The 20641-nt window shown below is 28.6% G+C and carries 24 protein-coding genes and 1 pseudogene; 23 read left to right on the top strand and 2 right to left on the bottom strand.

The annotated features are described in order from the left end of the window. The coding region (locus BM384_RS18630) for an IS1 family transposase (RefSeq protein ID WP_175537313.1) at nt 1-230 on the bottom strand (230 nt) is incomplete at its 3' end. A 335-nt stretch (nt 231-565) separates the two neighbouring features. Between BM384_RS18630 and spoIIIAA the strand changes: the two genes are divergently transcribed. The 23 genes from spoIIIAA to BM384_RS07505 all read left to right on the top strand — a co-directional run bounded on the left by spoIIIAA (nt 566) and on the right by BM384_RS07505 (nt 20336). Then, nucleotides 566-1456, top strand: a complete 891-nt coding sequence (gene spoIIIAA / locus BM384_RS07615; RefSeq protein WP_090012590.1) for a stage III sporulation protein AA — start codon at nt 566-568, stop codon at nt 1454-1456. After that, a complete protein-coding gene (spoIIIAB, locus tag BM384_RS07610) occupies nt 1444-1962 on the top strand; it encodes a stage III sporulation protein SpoIIIAB (RefSeq protein ID WP_090012588.1) in 519 nt (172 codons plus the stop codon). Before spoIIIAA ends, spoIIIAB begins: the two co-directional genes overlap by 13 nt. A gap of 20 nt (nt 1963-1982) precedes the next feature. Next, on the top strand, nt 1983-2180 hold the full coding sequence (gene spoIIIAC / locus BM384_RS07605) for a stage III sporulation protein AC (RefSeq protein WP_090012587.1): 198 nt from the start codon (nt 1983-1985) through the stop codon (nt 2178-2180). Between the two features lie 12 nt (nt 2181-2192). Further along, nucleotides 2193-2576, top strand: coding sequence for a stage III sporulation protein AD (gene spoIIIAD, locus BM384_RS07600; protein WP_090012585.1), 384 nt, complete (start codon nt 2193-2195; stop codon nt 2574-2576). 9 nt (nt 2577-2585) lie between these two features. Beyond that, a complete protein-coding gene (gene spoIIIAE / locus BM384_RS07595) occupies nt 2586-3788 on the top strand; it encodes a stage III sporulation protein AE (RefSeq protein WP_090012584.1) in 1203 nt (400 codons plus the stop codon). Continuing rightward, the gene (gene spoIIIAF / locus BM384_RS07590) at nt 3785-4354 is read left to right on the top strand and encodes a stage III sporulation protein AF (RefSeq protein WP_139232067.1); all 570 of its coding nucleotides are present in this window, start codon (nt 3785-3787) and stop codon (nt 4352-4354) included. The genes spoIIIAE and spoIIIAF overlap by 4 nt, the downstream gene beginning before the upstream one ends. A 15-nt stretch (nt 4355-4369) precedes the next feature. Next, on the top strand, nt 4370-4963 hold the full coding sequence (gene spoIIIAG / locus BM384_RS07585) for a stage III sporulation protein AG (protein WP_090012581.1): 594 nt from the start codon (nt 4370-4372) through the stop codon (nt 4961-4963). 43 nt (nt 4964-5006) lie between these two features. Continuing rightward, entirely contained in the window at nt 5007-5561 is a 555-nt protein-coding gene (locus BM384_RS07580; RefSeq protein ID WP_090012579.1) for a SpoIIIAH-like family protein, read from the top strand. 84 nt (nt 5562-5645) lie between these two features. Then, entirely contained in the window at nt 5646-6023 is a 378-nt protein-coding gene (locus tag BM384_RS07575) for an Asp23/Gls24 family envelope stress response protein (RefSeq protein WP_090012577.1), read from the top strand. 186 nt (nt 6024-6209) lie between these two features. Further along, on the top strand, nt 6210-6614 hold the full coding sequence (nusB, locus tag BM384_RS07570; RefSeq protein ID WP_090012576.1) for a transcription antitermination factor NusB: 405 nt from the start codon (nt 6210-6212) through the stop codon (nt 6612-6614). A 14-nt stretch (nt 6615-6628) separates the two neighbouring features. After that, on the top strand, nt 6629-7477 hold the full coding sequence (locus tag BM384_RS07565; protein WP_090012574.1) for a bifunctional methylenetetrahydrofolate dehydrogenase/methenyltetrahydrofolate cyclohydrolase: 849 nt from the start codon (nt 6629-6631) through the stop codon (nt 7475-7477). Next, complete coding sequence (gene xseA, locus BM384_RS07560) at nt 7467-8666, top strand: exodeoxyribonuclease VII large subunit (RefSeq protein WP_090012573.1); 1200 nt, start codon at nt 7467-7469, stop codon at nt 8664-8666. The genes BM384_RS07565 and xseA overlap by 11 nt, the downstream gene beginning before the upstream one ends. Nucleotides 8667-8676: 10 nt before the next feature. Beyond that, nucleotides 8677-8901, top strand: coding sequence for an exodeoxyribonuclease VII small subunit (xseB, locus tag BM384_RS07555; protein ID WP_090012571.1), 225 nt, complete (start codon nt 8677-8679; stop codon nt 8899-8901). Continuing rightward, nucleotides 8888-9760 carry a polyprenyl synthetase family protein gene (locus tag BM384_RS07550; protein WP_090012570.1) on the top strand — a complete coding sequence of 291 codons (873 nt, stop codon included), beginning with the start codon at nt 8888-8890 and terminating at the stop codon, nt 9758-9760. The genes xseB and BM384_RS07550 overlap by 14 nt, the downstream gene beginning before the upstream one ends. Nucleotides 9761-9777: 17 nt before the next feature. Continuing rightward, nucleotides 9778-11643 (top strand): 1-deoxy-D-xylulose-5-phosphate synthase, encoded by a 1866-nt coding sequence (gene dxs / locus BM384_RS07545; RefSeq protein WP_090012568.1) that lies wholly within the window; start codon nt 9778-9780, stop codon nt 11641-11643. A gap of 3 nt (nt 11644-11646) precedes the next feature. Further along, nucleotides 11647-12456: a TlyA family RNA methyltransferase gene (locus tag BM384_RS07540; RefSeq protein ID WP_090012567.1), complete on the top strand. Its 810-nt coding sequence runs from the start codon at nt 11647-11649 to the stop codon at nt 12454-12456. A gap of 16 nt (nt 12457-12472) precedes the next feature. Then, complete coding sequence (locus BM384_RS07535; protein WP_090012565.1) at nt 12473-13309, top strand: NAD(+)/NADH kinase; 837 nt, start codon at nt 12473-12475, stop codon at nt 13307-13309. Between the two features lie 14 nt (nt 13310-13323). Then, complete coding sequence (locus BM384_RS07530) at nt 13324-13773, top strand: arginine repressor (RefSeq protein ID WP_090012563.1); 450 nt, start codon at nt 13324-13326, stop codon at nt 13771-13773. Between the two features lie 20 nt (nt 13774-13793). Continuing rightward, a complete protein-coding gene (recN, locus tag BM384_RS07525) occupies nt 13794-15491 on the top strand; it encodes a DNA repair protein RecN (RefSeq protein WP_090012561.1) in 1698 nt (565 codons plus the stop codon). Between the two features lie 114 nt (nt 15492-15605). Then, entirely contained in the window at nt 15606-16796 is a 1191-nt protein-coding gene (gene spoIVB, locus BM384_RS07520) for a SpoIVB peptidase (protein WP_090012560.1), read from the top strand. Between the two features lie 435 nt (nt 16797-17231). After that, a complete protein-coding gene (gene spo0A / locus BM384_RS07515) occupies nt 17232-18050 on the top strand; it encodes a sporulation transcription factor Spo0A (protein WP_090012558.1) in 819 nt (272 codons plus the stop codon). Nucleotides 18051-18706: 656 nt separating this feature from the next. Next, nucleotides 18707-18967: a hypothetical protein gene (locus BM384_RS18205; RefSeq protein WP_242945978.1), complete on the top strand. Its 261-nt coding sequence runs from the start codon at nt 18707-18709 to the stop codon at nt 18965-18967. A 619-nt stretch (nt 18968-19586) separates the two neighbouring features. Then, entirely contained in the window at nt 19587-20336 is a 750-nt protein-coding gene (locus BM384_RS07505) for an alpha/beta fold hydrolase (RefSeq protein ID WP_090012556.1), read from the top strand. A 137-nt stretch (nt 20337-20473) separates the two neighbouring features. Here BM384_RS07505 and BM384_RS17320 read toward each other — a convergent pair. Beyond that, nucleotides 20474-20641 (bottom strand): annotated as a pseudogene (locus tag BM384_RS17320) (IS110 family transposase); the annotation flags it as partial.

Raw genomic sequence — 20641 nt, 5'->3', positions numbered from 1 at the left:
CTTTGTACGAAGGACTTTTTGCAGGTTTTACAAAGATATCTTTGAACATTTTTGTTCTTTCCATTTTTAACTATGTATTTATTATGACAATGAGGGCAAATTAATTTTGAATCTTTTTTAATTGAGGATAATTCAATTAGCGTGCTTATATCAACAATTAATTTTCTTTTTGAGGAATTATTCATAGGTTTTATCATTTCTAATACTTCATTGTAACTATACGAATTCAAATATATCATCTCCTAAAAAATCTTTGTTAAGATGATTGACATATTTTATCACTTTTATTCATAATACAGCCAAAATAATTGTAGTGCCTTAGAAAGAACCTAAAAGCAAAATAATTAAATTGTATTTTAATATAAAATTATTTTACTTTTAGAACCTTTTTAAAGCTAACAAAACTGCCTCCTGCGCTGAAAAGCGTGGCGTCAGCTACTTGGTTCTGCCTATAAAGTTCTCATTATTTAAAAAGTTACTTTTTTAAAACCACAAGTAATAATTTACATATTAATAAAATACAAATTTAATAAGTATAAACTCTTGAAAAGGAAGTGATTTTCTTATGGAGGAATTAGAAAAGATATTTCCTAAAAGCATATTAAGTTTTATTTCAGAATATCTTAAAAGTAGTATGTTGCAGGAAATAAGAGTTAAGATTTTAAAACCTTTAATTATTTTAGATGGTGATAAAGAGTATATACTTCAATATACAGTTACAAGAGAAGACTTAAAGTATATTTTGCAAAGGATATCTAATTATTCTTTATATGCCTGTGAAGAAGACATAAAACAAGGTTTTATAACTATAAAGGGAGGACATAGAATAGGCCTTGCAGGTGAATGTGTAATGGATAATGGAAGTGTAAAAACAATAAGGAATATTTCTTCGCTAAACATACGAATAAGCAGACAGATAATTGGCTGCTCTAAGAAACTAATAAGATATATCTATAATAATGGCAGAGTATATAATACTATGATTATTTCTCCGCCTAAGTGTGGAAAAACTACAGTTTTAAGAGATATAACAAGGGTGCTATCAAATGGAGGAAAAAAGATTTCTGTTATAGATGAAAGAAGTGAAATTGCAGCTTGCTATATGGGGGTACCTCAGATGGATGTGGGTATAAGAACGGATGTTTTAGATAACTGTTTAAAGAGCCAAGGAATGATTATGGCAATAAGGTCTTTATCTCCAGAGGTTCTTATATGTGATGAAATTGGAGTGGCAAATGATACTCAAGCTTTAGTTATGGCTTTTAATTCAGGAGTAAATATTATTGTAACACTTCATGGGGAAAACATAGAAGACTTGTATAATAGAAAAGTTTTTCAAGATATAATTTCTAATAATATTTTAGAAAGAGTAATAATTTTAGGAAATAGCAAAGGAGTAGGAACAGTAGAAAAAATATATTCTCTAGAAGGAGGCAATAAAAAATGCTTAGGTTAATAAGTATAGCCTTGATTTTTTTCTTATGCAGTATTTTAGGATATATATATAGTGAAAGGTTTAAGATAAGATACTATCAGTTAAAAGATATTTATAAAGCAGTTATACTTCTTCAAAATGAAGTTATTTTTAGTAGTAATCCTTTGCCAGAAGCTTTTAAGGAAATAGCTAATAAAAGTAGAAAACCAATAAATAAGGTTTTAACTAATGTGTCAAAGGAGCTTTTAGATGGCATGGATATGAATATATATTCTTGCTTTAAAAGGGTATATGCTGATTTTAATCTTGAGTTTTATCTTCAAAAGGAAGACTTAAGTGTTATTGAAGATTTTCTTAAATCTTTAGGAGAGTGTGGAGTTTATGGACAAGAAAAAATTTTTAATTTGTGCATTGAAAATTTAAAGATAAATATGGATGAAGCTTTTGAAGAATGTAAAAAGAATACAAAGCTATATAGATATTTAGGAGTGTGTGTGGGAGCAATGATATCCATACTATTATTATAAAAAATGGAGGGGAGAAAAGAATGCTAGATTTAAGTATACTTTTTAAAATAGGTGGTGCTGGTATTGTTTTGGTTATATTAGATAAGGTATTAACTAGCAGCGGTAAATCTGAAATAGCCACAATGACAAACATTGCAGGTATTGTAATAATACTTATTATGATAATTTCATTAATAAGTGATTTGTTTAATACTGTAAAGACAATGTTTATGTTTTAAAGGTGGTAAGATATGCTGATATTAAAAGTAGTCTCCTTTATCCTTATAGCTTTATTTTTATATATATTTTTTAAAGATAAAAGATCAGATTTAGCTGTACTTATTATGCTAGCTGCAGGTGTTATTGTATTTATTTTTTGCTTAAGTCAGATATCAGAAATATTAATGTTTTTAAAGAGCATATCTGAAAAAGCAGGAATAGATATAGTTTATCTAGGTATAATATTAAAAATATTAGCCATAGCATATATTGCATCTTTTGCAAGTGAAATATGCAAAGATGCAGGGGCTAGCAGCTTAGGTTCTAAAGTTGAGTTTGCAGGGAAAATTTTTATATTAACTTTAGCTATTCCAATTCTCATGGCAGTTTTAGATTCCATATTAAAGATAATGTAGAGGTAGGTTATGAAATATTATAAGAAAGTGATTATTTTAGTATCAATTACTCTTCTTATTATCATGTCCATACCATCCATGGTAAAAGGAGCTACTAAGGTAGAAGAAAGTAAAAATGATACTGAATACAGTGAAAAAATAGATGAAACAACTGAGAAGAAGCTTGAGAATTTATATGATTATATAAATAAAAGAAAAACAGATGTGGAGCTATTAAATGAACTAGATCCTGTAGAGTATATAAAAAGTTATATAAAAACAGGTAAAGGAAATATATCTCTATCAGATCTTATAAAGGCTGTAATAAACTTATTATTTAAAGAGGTAAATAGCGTTTTATCCTTAGCAATATCAATAGTTGTAGTAGCAATAATATGCTCCCTTTTAAAAAATCTTCAAGGGGCTTTTAGCAGTAAGGGAATATCCGAGATTGCTTTTTATGCATGCTATGCAGTAGTTATTATGATACTATCAAAAAGTTTTCTTATTGCTATTTCAGTAGCTAAAGATGTTATTTGTAATATATCTGATTTTATGGCAGCTATTTTGCCTATTCTTGTAACCATGATTTCTTTAGTTGGAGGAATAACAGAAGCAGCTACTATAGATCCTATTGTTATGGGAGCAGTTATTATTATTCCAAGAATATATCAAAACCTCATAATTCCATTAATATTAATTAGTTTTGTGCTTGAGTTTACTAATAATCTTTCAGGAGAACATAAAATATCGAATTTATGTAAGTTAGTAAAGCAGAGCATTGTGTGGATTCAAGGGATTATCATGACTATTTTTATTGCTTTACTTACAATTAGAGGAATAACATCAAATACTATAGATGCTGTAACATTAAAAACAACAAAATTTGCAGTAGATAACTTTGTACCTATAGTGGGTAAAGCTTTTTCAGATGCAATAAGTTCTGTTGCAGGATATTCATTAATAATTAAAAATGCAGTAAGTGGAATAGGTCTTATAGTAATTATACTTATAATTTTATATCCTATTGCAAAAATTGTATTAATGTCTTTTGTTTATAGAATTTCAGCTAGTTTAATTGAACCAATAGGTGATAAGAGAATAACAAGTGTAGTTTCAGCAGCTGGAGATTCTTTGATTTTGTTATTGTCCTGTGTTTTGAGTGTAAGTTTAATGTTTTTTGTATTAATAGCAATTATGGCTAATGCAGGAAAGTTTATTATAGGAGGTTGATAAATAGAATTATGGAGATTTTAAATAAATTTATTATAAGTCTTGTTACAGCCATAATATTTATTACTGCTATTGAACTTGTTGGGCCTGACAATGATATGAAAAAGTATTTAAAGTTTGTTATGGGATTAATACTTGTAGCTATTATTTTAAATCCTATAGTTCAGTTTTTAACTAAAGGAGAAAGGGTTTTGACTCAGGATGTTTTAAGTTATACAAATGAAATTACATCAAAAACTAGTGAGGAGAGTTTTGATAAAAATACTCAAAAGATAAAGGAAGAAAATTTTAAAAAGAATTTTGATAAAAATTGTGAAAGTGCATTAAATGAAAAATTCTTAGATTTTACTTTTACAAGTGATATAGACTGTGATGTTGATTTTACTAATATGAATATGGAAGTTAAGTCTTTGAAGGTGTATGCAAAACCAAAGGGTATAAGAAAAATTGAAAAGGTTACTATAGGTGAAGATGGAAAAGATGATGAGATAAAAACTAAGATTAAGGAATTTTTGAGTAAGGAACTAAATATAGATAAGAGTAAGATTAAAGTTAATTATGCTTAAAAGGGGGGAGAGTTAATGGATAAGAATGATATTACAGAAAAGATAAAAAAGATATTTAAAGATAATAAAAATTTAAGTAATCTTGTGGCTATAATTCTGGTGCTTATATTTATATTAATAGCGGTTAACATATTTAAACCAAGGTTAACGTCAGTAACGGCTGGGCTTAATTCATCTAATACTTCAAATAATAATGAGATATCTCCAAAAGAAGTATCCTATGAAGAGGAGCAGAAAAAACAGCTTATTGAAATTTTAAAAAAGATAGATGGTTGTGGTAATGTAGACTGCATGCTTACCTTTAGTTCTGGTGAAGTAAAGGTTCCAGCTTATGATGAAACTAAACAGAATAATGTTACAGAAGAAAACGATAAGGATGGGGGTAAGAGGACTACAACTCAGAATAATGATAACTCTAAAGTTGTAATGTCAAATAAAAATGGAGATAGTGAACCATTTATATTAGAGACTCAAAAACCAAAGGTAACAGGTGTTGTAGTAGTTGCTGAAGGAGCTAAAGAGGGCAAGGTTAAATCTGATATTGAAAAAGCAGTTACTAATTTATATGATTTGCCAGCCAATAAGGTTAATGTATATAGTATGAAGTAACTGCATATAGATAAAGTAGAGTAAGGATGGGGGGATTGTAAAAATGACTAAGAAGCAATTAGGAATAATATGTACATTACTTGCTTTGATAGTATGTACAGGGTTATTAGCAACAAAACTTAATAATGGAGGATTAAATGATCCAAGCGATCTTAGTGCAGCTTTGATTACAGACAATACAAGTAATACAAATACATCTGAAGTAGTAGATAATTCTGATAGTAAAAACACTGAGGTTTCAGTTCAAACTGATTTCTTTTATAATGCTAGAAGTGAAAGAGAGCAAAGAGAAGCAAGTACTATTCAGCAGTTAAAGTCAATAAGTCAAAGTGCAAGCGCTACTCAAGAGCAAAAGTCAAGTGCTACAAATGAATTGCAAAAGCTTACATTAAAACAAGAGAAAGAAAAAACTATTGAAGCAGGAGTAAAGAATAAAGGATATAGTGAATGTCTTTGTGAAATATCAGAAGACCAAACTAAGGCAAGTATAATTGTTCAATCATTGCAGGGTTTAAATGAAAAAGCAGGTGCAGAGATTCAAGAGATTGTACAAAATGCTTCAAATATAAAAGAAGTTACTATAGAGGTGAAAAAATAATCCGTTGTAATATAAAATTGTATTTGATATAATTATTCTTAAGATTAATTGGTTTTGTAATACAAAACTTAGGAGGCGAACATAATGCAAGAATTAAATAACGAAGAAAATATAGGAATTGTTAATATTTCTGATGAAGTTGTAAGCGTTATAGCTGGAATAGCAGCAGAAGAAATTCCTGGAGTTATTGAATTCCAACATGGGGTTTCAAATAATATAACACAAATTTTTAAAGGTAAAAAAGCATCAGGAAAGAGTGTTAGAGTAACTCTAGTAGAAAATAGAGCTACTATAGAACTAGATCTTTCAGTTGAATATGGAATAAAAATAATGGACGTTGTAGCTAGCGTACAAGAAAATGTTAAAAAGACTGTTGAGGCTATGACAGGATTAATAGTTGAAAAAGTTAATGTTAATATTCAAAATATCTACATGCCTAAAAAAGAAGAAACTGAAAACTAAAAAAAGCCTCTGGATTATCCGGAGGCTTTTTTAACATGTATAAAATTATAATTTTTTTGTGGTAAGTAGAGGTTCCTTGTGATAAAATAAAAAAAGCTGTTTATTAAATGGTAAGGAGTCTATAATATAAATAGGCTTATTGATTTATATAATATAAGTAGATTTATTTATAAATTGGAGGAAAAAATGAGTAGAAAAAATTCAAGAGAAAAAGCAATGGAATTAGCATTTGGAATGGAGCTAAGCAAAGACACTCCAGATGAAGCGTTAGAAACATTCGTAGATAACTTTGAAGGTAATATAAATAATTTGGATTTAGGCTACATAAAAGAAGTTTTATATGGAATTGAAAGTAAAAAAGAAGAATTAGATTCAATAATAAAAGATAATCTTCAAAACTGGAAAATTGAAAGAATAGCTAAAATTAACTTAACAATTTTAAGATTAGCTGTTTTAGAAATGAAATACATAGAAGATGTACCATCAAAAGTTGCATTAAATGAAGCACTAGAACTTACAAAGAAATATTCGGACGAAAAGAGCGTTTCATTTGTAAATGCAGTACTTGATAAGGTCTTAAAAAGTCTTTAGGAGGAAAAATAATTATGGGGCAGATTATTAATGGGAGAGAAATAGCTAAAGCTGTTAAAGAAGAAATACACAATTTTGTACAAGAGAGAGTAAAAAATAACAAGAGTGTACCAAAGATAGCATCAATACTAGTAGGTAATGATGGTGGATCTATATATTACATGAATAATCAAGAAAAGGTAGCAACTTCATTGGGGCTATTATTTGAAAAAATAATATTAAATGAAGTAACTACAGAAGAGGAGTTAATTAAGTTAATCGAAAGACTTAATAAAGATGAAAGTGTTAGTGGTATAATTTTGCAATTACCTCTTCCAAAGCATATAAATGAAAAAAAAGTAGTAAACTATATTGATGAAAGTAAAGATATTGATTGCTTGAGCATAAAATCGCAAGGAAAGCTTTATATGGGTGATGAAGGGTTTATTCCATGTACGCCTAATTCAGTAGTTACTTTATTAAAGATGCTTAATATTAATCTGTCAGGAAAAGAAGCAGTTGTAGTGGGTAGAAGTAATATAGTTGGTAAACCTGCTGCACAGCTTTTACTTAATGAAAACTGTACTGTAACTATCTGCCATTCAAGAACAAAAAATCTTCAAGAGGTATGTAAAAGAGCTGACATACTTGTAGCTGCTATTGGGAAACCTAAATTTATAAATGAAAACTTTATAAAAGAAGGGGCTATAGTAATTGATGTTGGAACTTCTTCGGTAGATGGTAAAATATGTGGTGATGTTGACTTTGAAAAGGTTATTGAAAAAGCTTCCTTTGTTACACCAGTACCAGGAGGCGTTGGAGCATTAACTACAACATTACTAATAAAAAATGCTTGTGAGGCTTTGAAGAAAAATGAAAATTAAAACGCTAACAGTTGGTGAAGTTAATAATTATTTAAAAAGAATACTTGATAATGACTTTATACTTAACAATCTCTCTGTAAAAGGGGAGATTTCTAATTTAAAATATCATAGCAGCGGACATATATACTTTTCACTTAAAGATTCTATGAGTAAATTGAATTGTGTTATGTTTAGAAGTAATGCTGAAGATTTGAGTTTTAGACTAGAGGAAGGTATGAGCGTTATAGCTAAAGGCAGAGCTTCCGTTTACACAGCAAATGGGAGCTTTCAATTATATTGTGAAGAATTAGAAAAGGAAGGCATAGGAGAGCTTTATAAAAAATTTGAAAATCTAAAAAAGAAGCTTGGAGAAGAAGGATATTTTGATGAAAGTCAAAAAAAATATATTCCAACTATGCCAAAGAGAATAGGAATTATAACATCAGAGACAGGAGCAGCTATAAGGGATATAATAAATGTATCTAGAAGAAGAAATAAATTAGTGGACTTAGTTATATATCCAGCAAAAGTTCAAGGAAATGGAGCTTATAGAGAAGTTATTTCAGGAATAGAGTATTTTAATATGAAGGAAAGCGTAGATGTTATTATAATTGGAAGAGGAGGAGGATCTATAGAGGAACTTTGGAATTTTAATGAAGAAGAATTAGCATATGCTATATTTGATTCTAAGATTCCTATAATTTCAGCTGTAGGTCATGAAGTAGATTTTACTATATCAGATTTTGTATCAGACTTAAGAGCTGCTACACCTTCTCAAGGAGCAGAGATGGCTGTTCCATTAGAAAGTAGTATATATGAAAACTTAGAAAACTTAGAAAAAGATCTTCATAATATGATTATAGATAGAATAAATAGGGAAAAATCAAGATTAGAATCATTAAATAAGATACTAGGTTTAAATTCTCCTAAAAATAAAATTTTAAATAATTATATACTAATTGACAACTTAAAAGATAAACTAGATAAAAATATCTTAAATAAAATAGATATGGAGAAAGTAAAATTAAGAGGATTTAATAATCTTCTTATGGCTCATAATCCTATTAACTTATTAAACCGTGGATATGCTATAATAGAGGATGATATGAAAAATGTTATTACTTCTATAGAGCAACTTAAAAAGAATGATAATATTACAATAAATCTTAAAGATGGTAGTGTAAAAGGTAAATTTAAAACTCTAGATTAGGAGGTTTAAAATGGCTAAGAAAGAAAGCTATGAAGAAATGTTAAATAAGCTTCAAGATGTATTAAGTTCGTTAGAAAGTGATGAATTAAGTTTAGAAGCATCTATGAAAGTCTATGAAGATGGTGTAAAGCTTGTAAATAAACTTTTTAAAACATTAAATACTTTTGAAGGTAAGTTATCTATTGTAAAAGATAATAAAGAAGTGGAGTTTGAAAGTGAAGATGAAATTAAGTGATTATAAAAAAGAAATAGAACAATATTTTGATAACTATTTTAAGGATAAAGGCACTTATAATAAAAAAATTTATGAAGCAGCAGCTTACAGCGTAGAGGTTGGAGGGAAAAGAATACGTCCTGCTCTAATGCTAATGACTTATAGGCTTTATAAAAAGGATTATAAAAAGATAATGCAAATGGCAGCTGCTATAGAAATGATTCATACTTATTCTTTAATTCATGATGATCTTCCTGCTATGGATAATGACGATTTGAGAAGAGGAAAACCTACAAATCATAAAGTTTTTGGTGAATCTATAGCTGTTTTAGCTGGTGATGCATTATTAAATGAAGCAATGGTAGAAATGATTAAGTTTTCAATGGAAAATGGAAAAAGTTCATTAAGAGCAACTAAAGAAATAGCAGTTGCAGCTGGGGCAGAAGGAATGATAGCAGGTCAGGTTGTAGATATTTTAAGTGAAGATAAAGAAAGTATTAGTGAAGATGAATTAAGATATATGCATATTAAAAAAACTGGAGAGCTTATTAGAACATCCATTACTGCTGGGGCAATATTAGCTGAAGCTTCAGAAGATGATATAAAGAAACTTAGTGAGTTTGGCTATAAATTAGGATTAGCATTTCAAATTAAAGATGATATTCTTGACATTGAAGGAAGTACAGAAAAACTCGGAAAAAGAGTTAAAAAAGATAAAGATATGAATAAGTGTAATTTTATATCTGTTTATGGAATAGAAAAATGTAAAGAAATGTGTGAAGAATTAAGTAAAGAAAGTATAAAGCTGCTTGATAGCCTTCAGGTTGAAGCACCTGAATTGAGAAATTTGACAATAGAATTGTTAAATAGGGATAATTAGATAAAGGAAATGATAAAATGAAAAGTATTTTGGATAATGTTAATTTTCCGGAAGATATTGATAAACTGAGTTATGATGAACTTGAAACCTTAAGTGATGAAATAAGAGAGTTTCTTATTAATAAAGTTTCTAAAACTGGAGGCCACCTAGCTTCTAATTTAGGAGTAGTAGAACTTACTATAAGTTTATTTAGAAGTTTTGATTTTAATAAAGATAAAATAATTTGGGATGTTGGCCATCAAAGTTACATACATAAGATTTTAACAGGAAGAAAAGATAATTTCGATAAACTTAGGAAAAAAGATGGAATGAGTGGGTTCCCTAAGAGAAAAGAAAGTAAGTATGATTTCTTTGATACAGGACATAGCAGTACATCTATATCAGCAGCAGTTGGAATGGCAAGAGCACGTGATTTAAAAAATGAAGATTATAAAGTTGTAGCAGTTATTGGGGATGGAGCATTGACAGGTGGTATGGCATTAGAAGCATTAAATGATGTTGGTTTTAAGAAAACTAATATGATAATTATATTAAATGATAATGCAATGTCTATAGGTAAAAATGTAGGAGGACTTTCTAAATATTTAAGCAATTTAAGGTCAAAACCAGGGTATAATAAAATAAAAACAGATATCCATTCAACCTTAGATACAACAAAAATAGGAAAGTCTGTTGCAAATTCTTTATCAAGAGTTAAAGATAGTATTAAACAGCTTGTAGTACCATCTATGTTATTTGAAGATATGGGAGTAAAATATCTTGGACCTATCGATGGGCATGATATACCAACTATGATAGAAGTATTTAATAATGCTAAAAATATAAAGGGTCCTGTACTTATACATACAATAACTAAAAAAGGGAAAGGATATGAAAAGGCTGAAAAAAATCCAGGAAAATATCATGGAATATCACCTTTTGACTTAGAAAGTGGTGAGCCATACACTCCAAGTAAAAATAGCTACTCTAAAGCTTTTGGAGAGGCAATGGTTAAAATAGCTGATGAAAACAAGGATGTTGTTGCGATTTCAGCAGCTATGATAGATGGAACTGGACTTAGAGAGTTTGCAACTAAGTATCCTAAAAGAATATTTGATGTGGGAATTGCAGAGCAGCATGCAGTAACTTTATCTGCAGGAATGGCATGTAGTGGACTTAAACCAGTATTTGCAGTATATTCAACTTTTCTTCAAAGAGCATATGATCAAGTACTACATGATGTATGTATTCAAAAACTTCCAGTAGTATTTGCTGTAGATAGAGCAGGTATTGTTGGAGAAGATGGAGAAACTCATCAAGGAATTATGGATATATCTTTTTTATCAATGATACCTAATATGACTATACTATCGCCTAAATGTATAAGGGAAGTAGAACCTCTTTTAAGGTGGTCTTTTAATAAGGGTACCCCTGTTGCTATAAGATATCCAAGAGGTGGAGATGAAATTGAAAACCTTAAACCTATAAAAGAAGTTGTAGAAGGAAAGTGGGAAAATTTAAGCAATGGAGAAAATATTGCTATAATAGCCACGGGAAAAATGGTTCAACATGCTTTAAAGGCAGATAAAATTTTAAAAGAAAAGGGTATAAATGTATCAATAATTAATGCTACATTTATTAAACCTTTAGATGAAGAAATGCTAAAGACCTTATCTGATAAAAAATATAATATAGTTACAGTAGAAGATAATATAGTAAAAGGTGGTTTTGGATCATCTATACTTGAATGTTTGAATAAGTTAGATTATAAAGGAAGAGCAAAGATATTAGGATATAAAGATGAATTTGTGGAACAAGGTAAGATAAGTTTATTATATGAGGAATATGGAATAGATGCAGAAGGAATAGCTGCATCAGTATTAGAATTAATAAAAAAGGAGTAAATTATGGCAGAAAAGAAGCAGAGATTAGACGTATTATTAGTTGAAAAGGGCATAATTTCTTCAAGGGAAAATGCAAAAGCTTGTATAATGGCAGGACAGGTGTTTGTTGATGGTAAGAGAGTTGATAAAGCTGGAGAAAAGGTTCCTGTAGATGCAGAAATTGAATACAAGGGACATAAGATTCCTTATGTAAGTAGAGGTGGACTAAAACTTGAAAAGGCTATGAAAACATGGCCTATATCCTTAGAAGGTAAGACATGTATGGATATTGGTGCCTCTACAGGAGGATTTACAGATTGTATGCTTCAGAATGGTGCAAAAAAAGTATATTCTGTAGATGTAGGATATGGACAGTTTGCATGGAAACTAAGAACTGATGAAAGAGTTGTATGTATGGAAAGAACGAACATACGTTATGTAACACCTGAAGATATAGGAGAATCTATAGATTTTGCATCAATAGATGTTTCTTTCATATCACTAAAAAAGATAATGCCAGCAACACTAAATCTTTTATCAGATAAAGGTGAAGTTGTGGCACTTATTAAACCTCAATTTGAAGCAGGACGTGAAAAAATAGGTAAAAAAGGTGTTGTAAGGGATATATCAGTACATAAAGAAGTTGTTTATGGAATAGTAGATTTCCTTTTAGAACAAAATATTGTTGTTCTAGGAGTAGCATACTCACCAATTAAGGGACCAGAAGGAAATATAGAATATCTTGTTTATTTTACAAAGGATAGAACAAGAGAAACAGAGTTTAATAGAGAATATATTGATCAAATGGTTGAAAATTCACATAAGGAGATATAATAATTAGGGGGACGCCATGAAAAGAATTGGAATTGCAATTAATCCAACAAAAGATAACGACGATAAAATATTGAACATGGTAATAAATAAGTTTAAAGAGAATTTTTCTTTAGAAGAAATTAAAGTATTTAATTCTTATGAAGCATGTAATCAAAATTTTGATAATCTAGACTTACTTGTTGTATTAGGGGGAGACGGTACATTATTAAATGTAGCTAGAGAGACTTGTGATAAGACAACTGTACCTATATTTGGGATTAATATAGGTAATTTAGGTTTTTTATCAAGTATAGAAATTTCAGATATTGATAAAGCTATGGAAAAGATAAAAAATGAAGAATATAAAATTGACAGCAGAATGCTTTTACATTGTCATTCAGGTGAAGATGATGATGTAAGAATAGATAATGCATTAAATGATATAGTCCTATCTAGAGGAGTTTTATCTAGAATGGTTAAGTTTGAGATATTTGTTGATGATAAATTGTATTCCACATTTAAAGGGGATGGGCTTATAGTAGCAACACCTACAGGATCTACAGCTTATTCATTTTCTGCAGGAGGTCCATTTATTTATCCTAATTTAGATCTTATTACCTTAACGCCAATATGTCCTCATATTAAGAGTATGCCTACAATAGTTTTAAATGGAAATAGTAAAATAGAAATAATTCCTGAAAACGGTGAAGAAGAAATATATCTTACAATTGATGGGCAAAAGGCTACAAAGATAAAAGACAGAGTGCCAGTAAAAATAAGGCGAGCTAGAAAGCACACTCAAGTACTTTTATTTGATGATTATGATTATTTTAAGGTATTAAGGGCAAAACTTTTAAATAATTCTAGTGAATAGGCGGTGTTATAACCTTGAAGTCTAAAAGACATATAAAGATTTTAGAAATAATAAGACAAAAAAATATTGAAACGCAAGAAGAACTTGCAGATGAATTAAGAAAAGCTGGTTTTGAAGTAACTCAGGCAACTGTATCAAGAGATATTAAAGATTTAAAACTTGTTAAAATGCAGTCTGTTTTAGGCAAATACGGATATTCAGCTCCTAAAATAGAAGAGGATCATCTTTCTGCAAAGTTAATAAAAGTTCTACAAACATTAACTGTTTCAGTTGAAAATGTTGATAAAATGGTAATTGTAAAAACTACAGTGGCAGGTGCAGGACCTGTAGCAGAAGCAATAGACGGTTTTGAATTTGAAGAAATAGCTGGAACTATAGCTGGTGAAAATACTATATTTATCATGGTAAGAACTTTAGAAGCAGCAGAAGAACTTGTACTAAAGATCAGAAGTTACATTTCCTAAAGATAAGGTGGTATAAATGGATGTTAGTACAATTAAATATTAAAAATTTTGCATTAATTGAAGAGATAACAGTAGAATTTGGAGAAGGGTTTAATATATTATCAGGTGAAACTGGAGCAGGTAAGTCTATACTTATTGATGCAATTGATTATGTTCTTGGAGGTAAGTTTTCTAAAGATTTAATTAGAACAGGGAAAGATAGAACCTTTGTGGAGGCAGTATTTTCTTTGGATAATAGTAATGTTAATAGTGTTTTAGATGATTTAGATATAGAATATGATGATATGCTTATTATATCAAGAGAAACTTTACTAAGTGGAAAAAGTGTAATTAAGGTTAATGGTAAAAGCCTTATAGTTTCTCAATTAAAAAAAATTCGTGAAAAAATATTAGATATCCATGGGCAGCATCAAAATCAAAACTTACTTCAAAGAGCTAGTCATATAATTTACTTAGATGATTACATAGGTGATGAAATAATTAAGCCATTAAGTGACTTTACATCTCTTAAAGATGAATTAAATATTATTAAAGAAAAAATCAATAAAATTCAAGGAAGTGAAGATAAGGAAAAACTTATAGATTATACTAAGTTTCAAATTGATGATATAGAAAAAGGTAAGCTTAGAATAGGTGAAGAAGAAGAGCTTAAAGAAGAATATAACGTTCTTTCTAATGCTGAAAAAATAAATAAAGCCCTTCAAATTAGTTATGGTCTTATAGATGGAAGAGATGATGGAAATTCTATTTTAGAATCTTTATCAAAAGTTATAGGAGAATGTTCATCAATAGGAGAGCATTTAGATAAGTTAAAAGAAAAAACAGAAATGCTTGAGGGAGCTTATTACACTATTCAAGAAGTATGCAGAGATATAAGAGATATTGCAGATGAAGTTGTATATGATGAAGACAGGCTGTCGAAAATCAATGAGAGAATATATGAAATAAGCAGTTATAAAAAGAAATATGGCCCAACAGTTGAAGATATACTTAATTATTATAGTGAATTAAAATCGAAATATGATGAACTTGTTAATTCAGAAGAAATTCTTAGAAAGCTTAGAGAAGAAGAAAATGAAGTATTAAAGAATATGAAAGAAGTTGGAGAAAAACTTCATAATGTTAGATGTAAATATACTTCTTCTTTAGAAGAGAGAATTTTAAAAGAGTTATCTTATGTAGGTCTTGAAAAATCACGAATGGAAATAGAAGTAAATTTCACAGATGAAGTTAAAGAGAGAGGCTTTGATGAGGTATGTATTAAAATATCAACCAATCCTGGAGAACCATTAAAGCCTTTAGAAAAAGTGTTATCTGGTGGAGAACTTTCAAGAATTATGCTTGCATTTAAGTGTGTATTTGCTGATAAGGACCAGATATCAACATTAATTTTTGATGAAATAGATACAGGAATAAGTGGTGAAGTAGGACAAAGAGTTGGAGAAAAAATGTACCAAGTTTCCTTAGGACATCAGGTTTTATGTATAACCCATCTTCCTCAGATAGCTATACTTTCAGATCAGCATTATTTTGTTTCTAAAGCAGTAATTGATAATAAAACTTTTACAAAAATAGAATTATTATCAACTGGAGAGAAAATAAAACAAGTTGCAAGTATGCTTGGTGGAAGAGAAGTTACAGAGGCAACATTAGAAAATGTAAGAGAGATGCTTAAGTTTTCTGAAGAGAAAAAAGAAGAAATAAAATCACATTTATAAAATGTGGTTTTATTTTTTTTTGCTAAAAATTTTTGTCTTTAATAGAAAACATAATATAGCATATATATCCTTAACAATGGGAAACTTAAATTTAGAAGTAAAGGAGGAGATGAAATGAAAAAAAGAGCATTAAAAATAATAAGTTTATTTGTGACTCCTATATTAATTTTGGCACTATATACATGTCTATCTATAAAAGATGTGCCAGACTGCATTTATACAGAAAATGAAATGCAAGTTATAGCTACTCTTAAAGATGTCTCGCCTTTAACAGATATAAAATATAAAAATTCTAAATTAAAACTAAATTTTTTAGGTGTATTTCCTATTAAATCAATAAGCCTAAAAAAAATGACTGACATAGAGGTTATACCTGGAGGAAATAGTGTTGGTGTAAAATTATCTTCAGAAGGTGTTTTAGTTGTTGGACATTCTAATGTGAAAATAAACAATGAAGTAAAAGAAAGTCCAGGTAAATGTGCTGGAATAGAAATTGGAGATATAATAACAGAAGTTAACGGAAAAAAAGTTGAAACTTCAAGTCAGCTTATAGAAAATGTAAGAAGTTCAGAAAAAGAAATAATAGATATAAACATCATTAGAGATGGAAAAAAGTTAAAAAAAGAAGTTAACTTAATTAAAGAAAATAATAATGAATATAAAATTGGATTATGGGTTAGAGACTCAACTGCTGGTGTTGGGACTATGACTTTTTATGATGAGAAAAGTGGTAAATTTGGTGCTCTTGGTCACCCTGTGACAGATGGAGAAACTAATGAACCTTTTGCAATAAAGGAAGGGGATTTACTTAAATCATCTATAATTAGTGTAAGAAAAGGGGAAAAAGGTTCGCCAGGAGAACTTAGGGGAATTTTTGAGGAAGAAGAAAGTCCTATAGGAAAAATAGAGAAAAATACTCAGTGTGGCATATTTGGCGAAGGTAATAAAAATGTTTGTAGTTACCTTGACAAAAATTCAATACATGTTGCCTCAAGAGATGAAATAGTTTTGGGAAATGCATATATAATAACAACAGTTGATGAAGAAGGTCCTAAGGAATATTCAATAGAAATAGTTAAGCTTTTTCAACAAGATGAACCAGGTCCTAAAAGTATGGTAATTAAAATAACAGATGAAGAACTCTTAAATAAAACTGGAGGTATAGTTCAAGGCATGAGTGGAAGTCCTATAATACAGAATGATAAAATAATAGGAGCAGTAACCCATGTTCTTATAAACAAACCTGATGTTGGTTATGGAATATATATTGACTGGATGCTTGAAGATATAGGGCTATTGGATTAATATAAAAGATCAATATAAAAGATTATGTAGTTAAATAGAAGGTTCTATATAATCTTTTATATTTTATAAAAGCACTCAAAAATGTAAATTTAGCATGGTACAATAAGTTTAAAAAGGAAAAAAACATATATATGTTAGAAAAGAAAAAAACTTTATAAATCTATTTACGAATAATAAATAATAGTGTATAATTTACAAATAGTGGAAGAAATAAAGTACAAAAGGGTTTCTACATTAAAAGAAATACTATCATTAAATTGTGTAATATGCTATTATGAATAAAAAAAAGAATACCTACAAATATTTTTTGCAGAAGGAATTCTTTTTCATTTGTCGAATATATTTTATTGTAGTGTTATGTATGCGTATTATGATGTTTTAAAATTTAAATATTACTACTTATGATAGTAAATATTGGATAAAGGGGAGAAATACATGGAAGATTCAAAAATATCAGTACTTATAGCTGATGATAACAAGGAATTCTGTAGCATATTAAATGATTATTTATTAAATCAAAAAGATATAATAGTTACAGGAATAGCAAAGGATGGCAGAGAAGCTTTAGAACTTATTGAAGAAAGACAGCCAGATTTAGTAGTATTAGATATAATAATGCCTCATTTAGATGGTCTAGGTGTCTTAGAAAGACTAAATAGCATGACATTAGAAAAAATGCCAAGAGTTATAGTATTATCTGCTGTTGGACAAGATAAAATTACTCAACAGGCAATTACTCTAGGTGCAGACTATTATGTAGTTAAACCTTTTGATATGGATATCTTTACAAAAAGAATTAGAGAAATGTTTAGTACAGTTGAAGCACCAGAAGTTGTTGCGCAAAAAACTACACAGATGCCAATTATTCAAAGAGAAGCAGCAGCAACTAGCAGAGGTCCTGTTGATTTAGAAACAGAGATAACAAGTATTATACATGAAGTTGGAGTTCCAGCTCACATTAAAGGATATATGTATTTAAGAGAAGCCATAACTATGGTAGTAAACGATATGGAATTATTATCAGCTGTTACTAAAGAGCTTTATCCTTCAATAGCTAAGAAGTACAATACAACTGCTTCAAGAGTTGAAAGAGCTATAAGACATGCTATAGAAGTGGCTTGGGGAAGAGGCCAGATAGAAGCTATTAATAAATTATTTGGATATACTGTTCATGGAGATAAAGGTAAGCCAACAAACTCTGAGTTTATAGCAATTATTGCTGATAAATTAAGACTTAAGAATAAAGTATCATAAAGCTATTTTTTAGCTTTTAAGCATGTAAGCTTTACAGAGAAAGGTATATCAGACAAATATAATTTACAATAATAAATATATGAATGTTAAATAAGGTGGCATTTAATTGGTTAATATAATTAATTAGATGATGCCTTATTTTTTGTTGTATTACTTAATGATAGATATCTTAATAATCTTATAGCACCTTAAAATTATCATTTTTATTCATAATATAGCTATTTTTTAATGGTAATATTTTCGTAAAATCATATATACATTAATAATGATAGCATGTTTATGAAAGAGATGATTATATAAATTATTATGAAGGTATATATGAAATAACTAATTCAATTGACTTTTTAAAAATACGTAATGGAAAAAGAGAGTTTTATGGAGGAAATCAAGAATGGTTCCAGGATAAAATATTAAGAAAGGTAGGATGTAGTATAGTTACAGCTGCTAATATAACTGCATATATAGCTAAAACCATTAATAATACAACTTTGTACAATTATAAAGATATGAGCAAAAATAATTTTACTTCTCATATGGATGCCATATAAAATTTTTTAAAACCAGATCCTAAAAGTGGAGTTACTTCAATATCCTATTTTAATAATAAGGTCTTAGAGTTTTCAGAAAGTAGAGGTGTTAAATTAAAAGAAAATTTTATGACTAATAATGAGAGTTTTGAAAAAAACAAAGATTTTATTAAAAGGGCTTTAGTCAAGGACAAGCCTTTAGCATTTATTATGCTAAATAATAATGTTTTAAAGGAATTTGAATGGCATTGGATGACTGTTACCAAGTTATTTGAAATTGAAGATAGGACTTATTTGAATTTTTCTAGCTGGGGTGAAAGACGAGTATTCAAATTAGAGGATGTATATAACTATAGTTCTTTTTGTGCATTTTCTTATTTTGATTTTTAATATTATCAGGTGTGGGCTATATATGAAAAAACCTTTTACTTAAAAAAATAGTAAAAGGTTTTTTTGATATTAAAAAGGGATTTTCTATATTTAAAATTATATTTTATATGACGATTTATAACAATTTACTTATCTTAAATATGTTTAATTTAGCTTTAGAAAAGATGAAGAGGTATTTTTAGGTATTTTAAGAATAAATAATAACTTTTAATGATAAAAAATATACGTCAAAAATCGATTAAAGTATTTATACTTATTATTAAAATTTGTAAGTAAATAAATGAATTTTGTTGGTATAAATGTTTTTTTATAAACATTCTAGGGTGGTTGTAAAATCTTATTTGAGTTTAATACATAAAAATAGTCATAAAACAATGATACGTGGATTTCTTTTGCATTGGTATATACTTTACAATTTAACTGGAAATGTTGTGGGATTTAATGGTAAATATTTACTTTGATTCATAAAAATGTAATGAGTCTTGGCTGTATTTTAAATATGTTGTTTTTGGTTGATACTCAAAGTAGATAATTTGATTTATATAAAAAAATAAGTTTATTTAGTTTCATAAAATATATTTTAAATTTATACAGCCAATATATTGGAGGAGTGGGGAATATGATAAATAAGGAAAATGGAATTGAATATGAAGTTATAGAAGCTAAAAAGAAAAGTGATGTAAATTTAGTATTTGTACATGGAACTGGCTGTAATAAGAAGTTTTTAAGAGCAATTGCTGAATTATTTGAAGATTATAATTGCTATTTGATGGATTTACCTGGCCACGGAAATTCTGATCATACAGGGTATACTATTGATAATTACATAAAAGCTATTAAGTATATGGCAGAAAAATTATCTAATGTAGTATTAGTAGGTCACTCTTTAGGTGGAACTTTGGTAGCAAAGACTGCATCTTTAAATTTAAAATCAGTTATTGGAGCAGTTATATTAAATTCAGGAGCAAGTTATCCTGATCTTACTGGTAATATTTACAAAGGTGCCCATGAAGGAAAATTAAATATGGAAGCATTCCTTGATATTTGTGGTCATGCAGATAATGAAGATGTTTTAGCTGCTTTTAAGAGTATGGAGCCTAATGGAATAAATATTATAGATTTACTTATAGATCAAGTGATAGATGTTTCAGATGATATGAAAAATATAAAAATACCAACTTTAATAATTGGAGGGGCAGCAGAGGTATTAGTTGTTCCTGAAAATGTAGAAAGACTTCATAGTTTAATTAAAACTTCAGAACTAATTATGTTACCAGAAGGAAGACATATGATATGTATAAAAGAAAAGCATAAAACCAAACAATTAATATGTGACTTTATTAAAAAAAATTTTCTAAAGAATAAGTAAGGGATTATGTCTAAATATAATTAGTAAAGACCAGCTAATAATAGTCAAGTAAATTTTAAAAAATAATATTTTTTAAAAAAGGGTATAGCAAACAAACCATTTGTAAAACACGAATGGTTACAAAAAATGTAAATCAATTAAGCGGCACTATTTTGAGAAGTATTTTCTAAAAACATTTGTTTATGTATTTTAGGATTTCGTAACTCAAATGGAGTTTGGTTTCGAAGTACTGCAAAGATATAATTTATTAATTTGTGCATTATAGCAACTAAAGCAACTTTAGCTTTTTTACCTTGCAAATTAAC

Origin of the sequence: Clostridium sp. DSM 8431 (genome assembly GCF_900116755.1) — a bacterium.
Taxonomy (GTDB): Bacteria; Bacillota; Clostridia; order Clostridiales; family Clostridiaceae; genus Clostridium.
This window is presented reverse-complemented; position numbering and strand designations above follow the sequence as displayed.

Excerpts from the sequence above, each read along its gene's own strand:
- spoIIIAG (WP_090012581.1), top strand. The coding sequence starts at position 4,370 with ATGGATAAGAATGATATTACAGAAAAGATAAAAAAGATATTTAAAGAT.
- recN (WP_090012561.1), top strand. The coding sequence starts at position 13,794 with ATGTTAGTACAATTAAATATTAAAAATTTTGCATTAATTGAAGAGATA.
- BM384_RS07575 (WP_090012577.1), top strand. The coding sequence starts at position 5,646 with ATGCAAGAATTAAATAACGAAGAAAATATAGGAATTGTTAATATTTCT.
- BM384_RS07580 (WP_090012579.1), top strand. The coding sequence starts at position 5,007 with ATGACTAAGAAGCAATTAGGAATAATATGTACATTACTTGCTTTGATA.
- BM384_RS07565 (WP_090012574.1), top strand. The coding sequence starts at position 6,629 with ATGGGGCAGATTATTAATGGGAGAGAAATAGCTAAAGCTGTTAAAGAA.
- BM384_RS18205 (WP_242945978.1), top strand. The coding sequence starts at position 18,707 with ATGACTAATAATGAGAGTTTTGAAAAAAACAAAGATTTTATTAAAAGG.
- spoIIIAC (WP_090012587.1), top strand. The coding sequence starts at position 1,983 with ATGCTAGATTTAAGTATACTTTTTAAAATAGGTGGTGCTGGTATTGTT.
- dxs (WP_090012568.1), top strand. The coding sequence starts at position 9,778 with ATGAAAAGTATTTTGGATAATGTTAATTTTCCGGAAGATATTGATAAA.
- BM384_RS07540 (WP_090012567.1), top strand. The coding sequence starts at position 11,647 with ATGGCAGAAAAGAAGCAGAGATTAGACGTATTATTAGTTGAAAAGGGC.
- spoIIIAB (WP_090012588.1), top strand. The coding sequence starts at position 1,444 with ATGCTTAGGTTAATAAGTATAGCCTTGATTTTTTTCTTATGCAGTATT.
- spo0A (WP_090012558.1), top strand. The coding sequence starts at position 17,232 with ATGGAAGATTCAAAAATATCAGTACTTATAGCTGATGATAACAAGGAA.
- spoIVB (WP_090012560.1), top strand. The coding sequence starts at position 15,606 with ATGAAAAAAAGAGCATTAAAAATAATAAGTTTATTTGTGACTCCTATA.
- spoIIIAA (WP_090012590.1), top strand. The coding sequence starts at position 566 with ATGGAGGAATTAGAAAAGATATTTCCTAAAAGCATATTAAGTTTTATT.
- spoIIIAE (WP_090012584.1), top strand. The coding sequence starts at position 2,586 with ATGAAATATTATAAGAAAGTGATTATTTTAGTATCAATTACTCTTCTT.
- BM384_RS07535 (WP_090012565.1), top strand. The coding sequence starts at position 12,473 with ATGAAAAGAATTGGAATTGCAATTAATCCAACAAAAGATAACGACGAT.
- BM384_RS07505 (WP_090012556.1), top strand. The coding sequence starts at position 19,587 with ATGATAAATAAGGAAAATGGAATTGAATATGAAGTTATAGAAGCTAAA.
- xseB (WP_090012571.1), top strand. The coding sequence starts at position 8,677 with ATGGCTAAGAAAGAAAGCTATGAAGAAATGTTAAATAAGCTTCAAGAT.
- BM384_RS07550 (WP_090012570.1), top strand. The coding sequence starts at position 8,888 with ATGAAATTAAGTGATTATAAAAAAGAAATAGAACAATATTTTGATAAC.
- nusB (WP_090012576.1), top strand. The coding sequence starts at position 6,210 with ATGAGTAGAAAAAATTCAAGAGAAAAAGCAATGGAATTAGCATTTGGA.
- xseA (WP_090012573.1), top strand. The coding sequence starts at position 7,467 with ATGAAAATTAAAACGCTAACAGTTGGTGAAGTTAATAATTATTTAAAA.
- spoIIIAD (WP_090012585.1), top strand. The coding sequence starts at position 2,193 with ATGCTGATATTAAAAGTAGTCTCCTTTATCCTTATAGCTTTATTTTTA.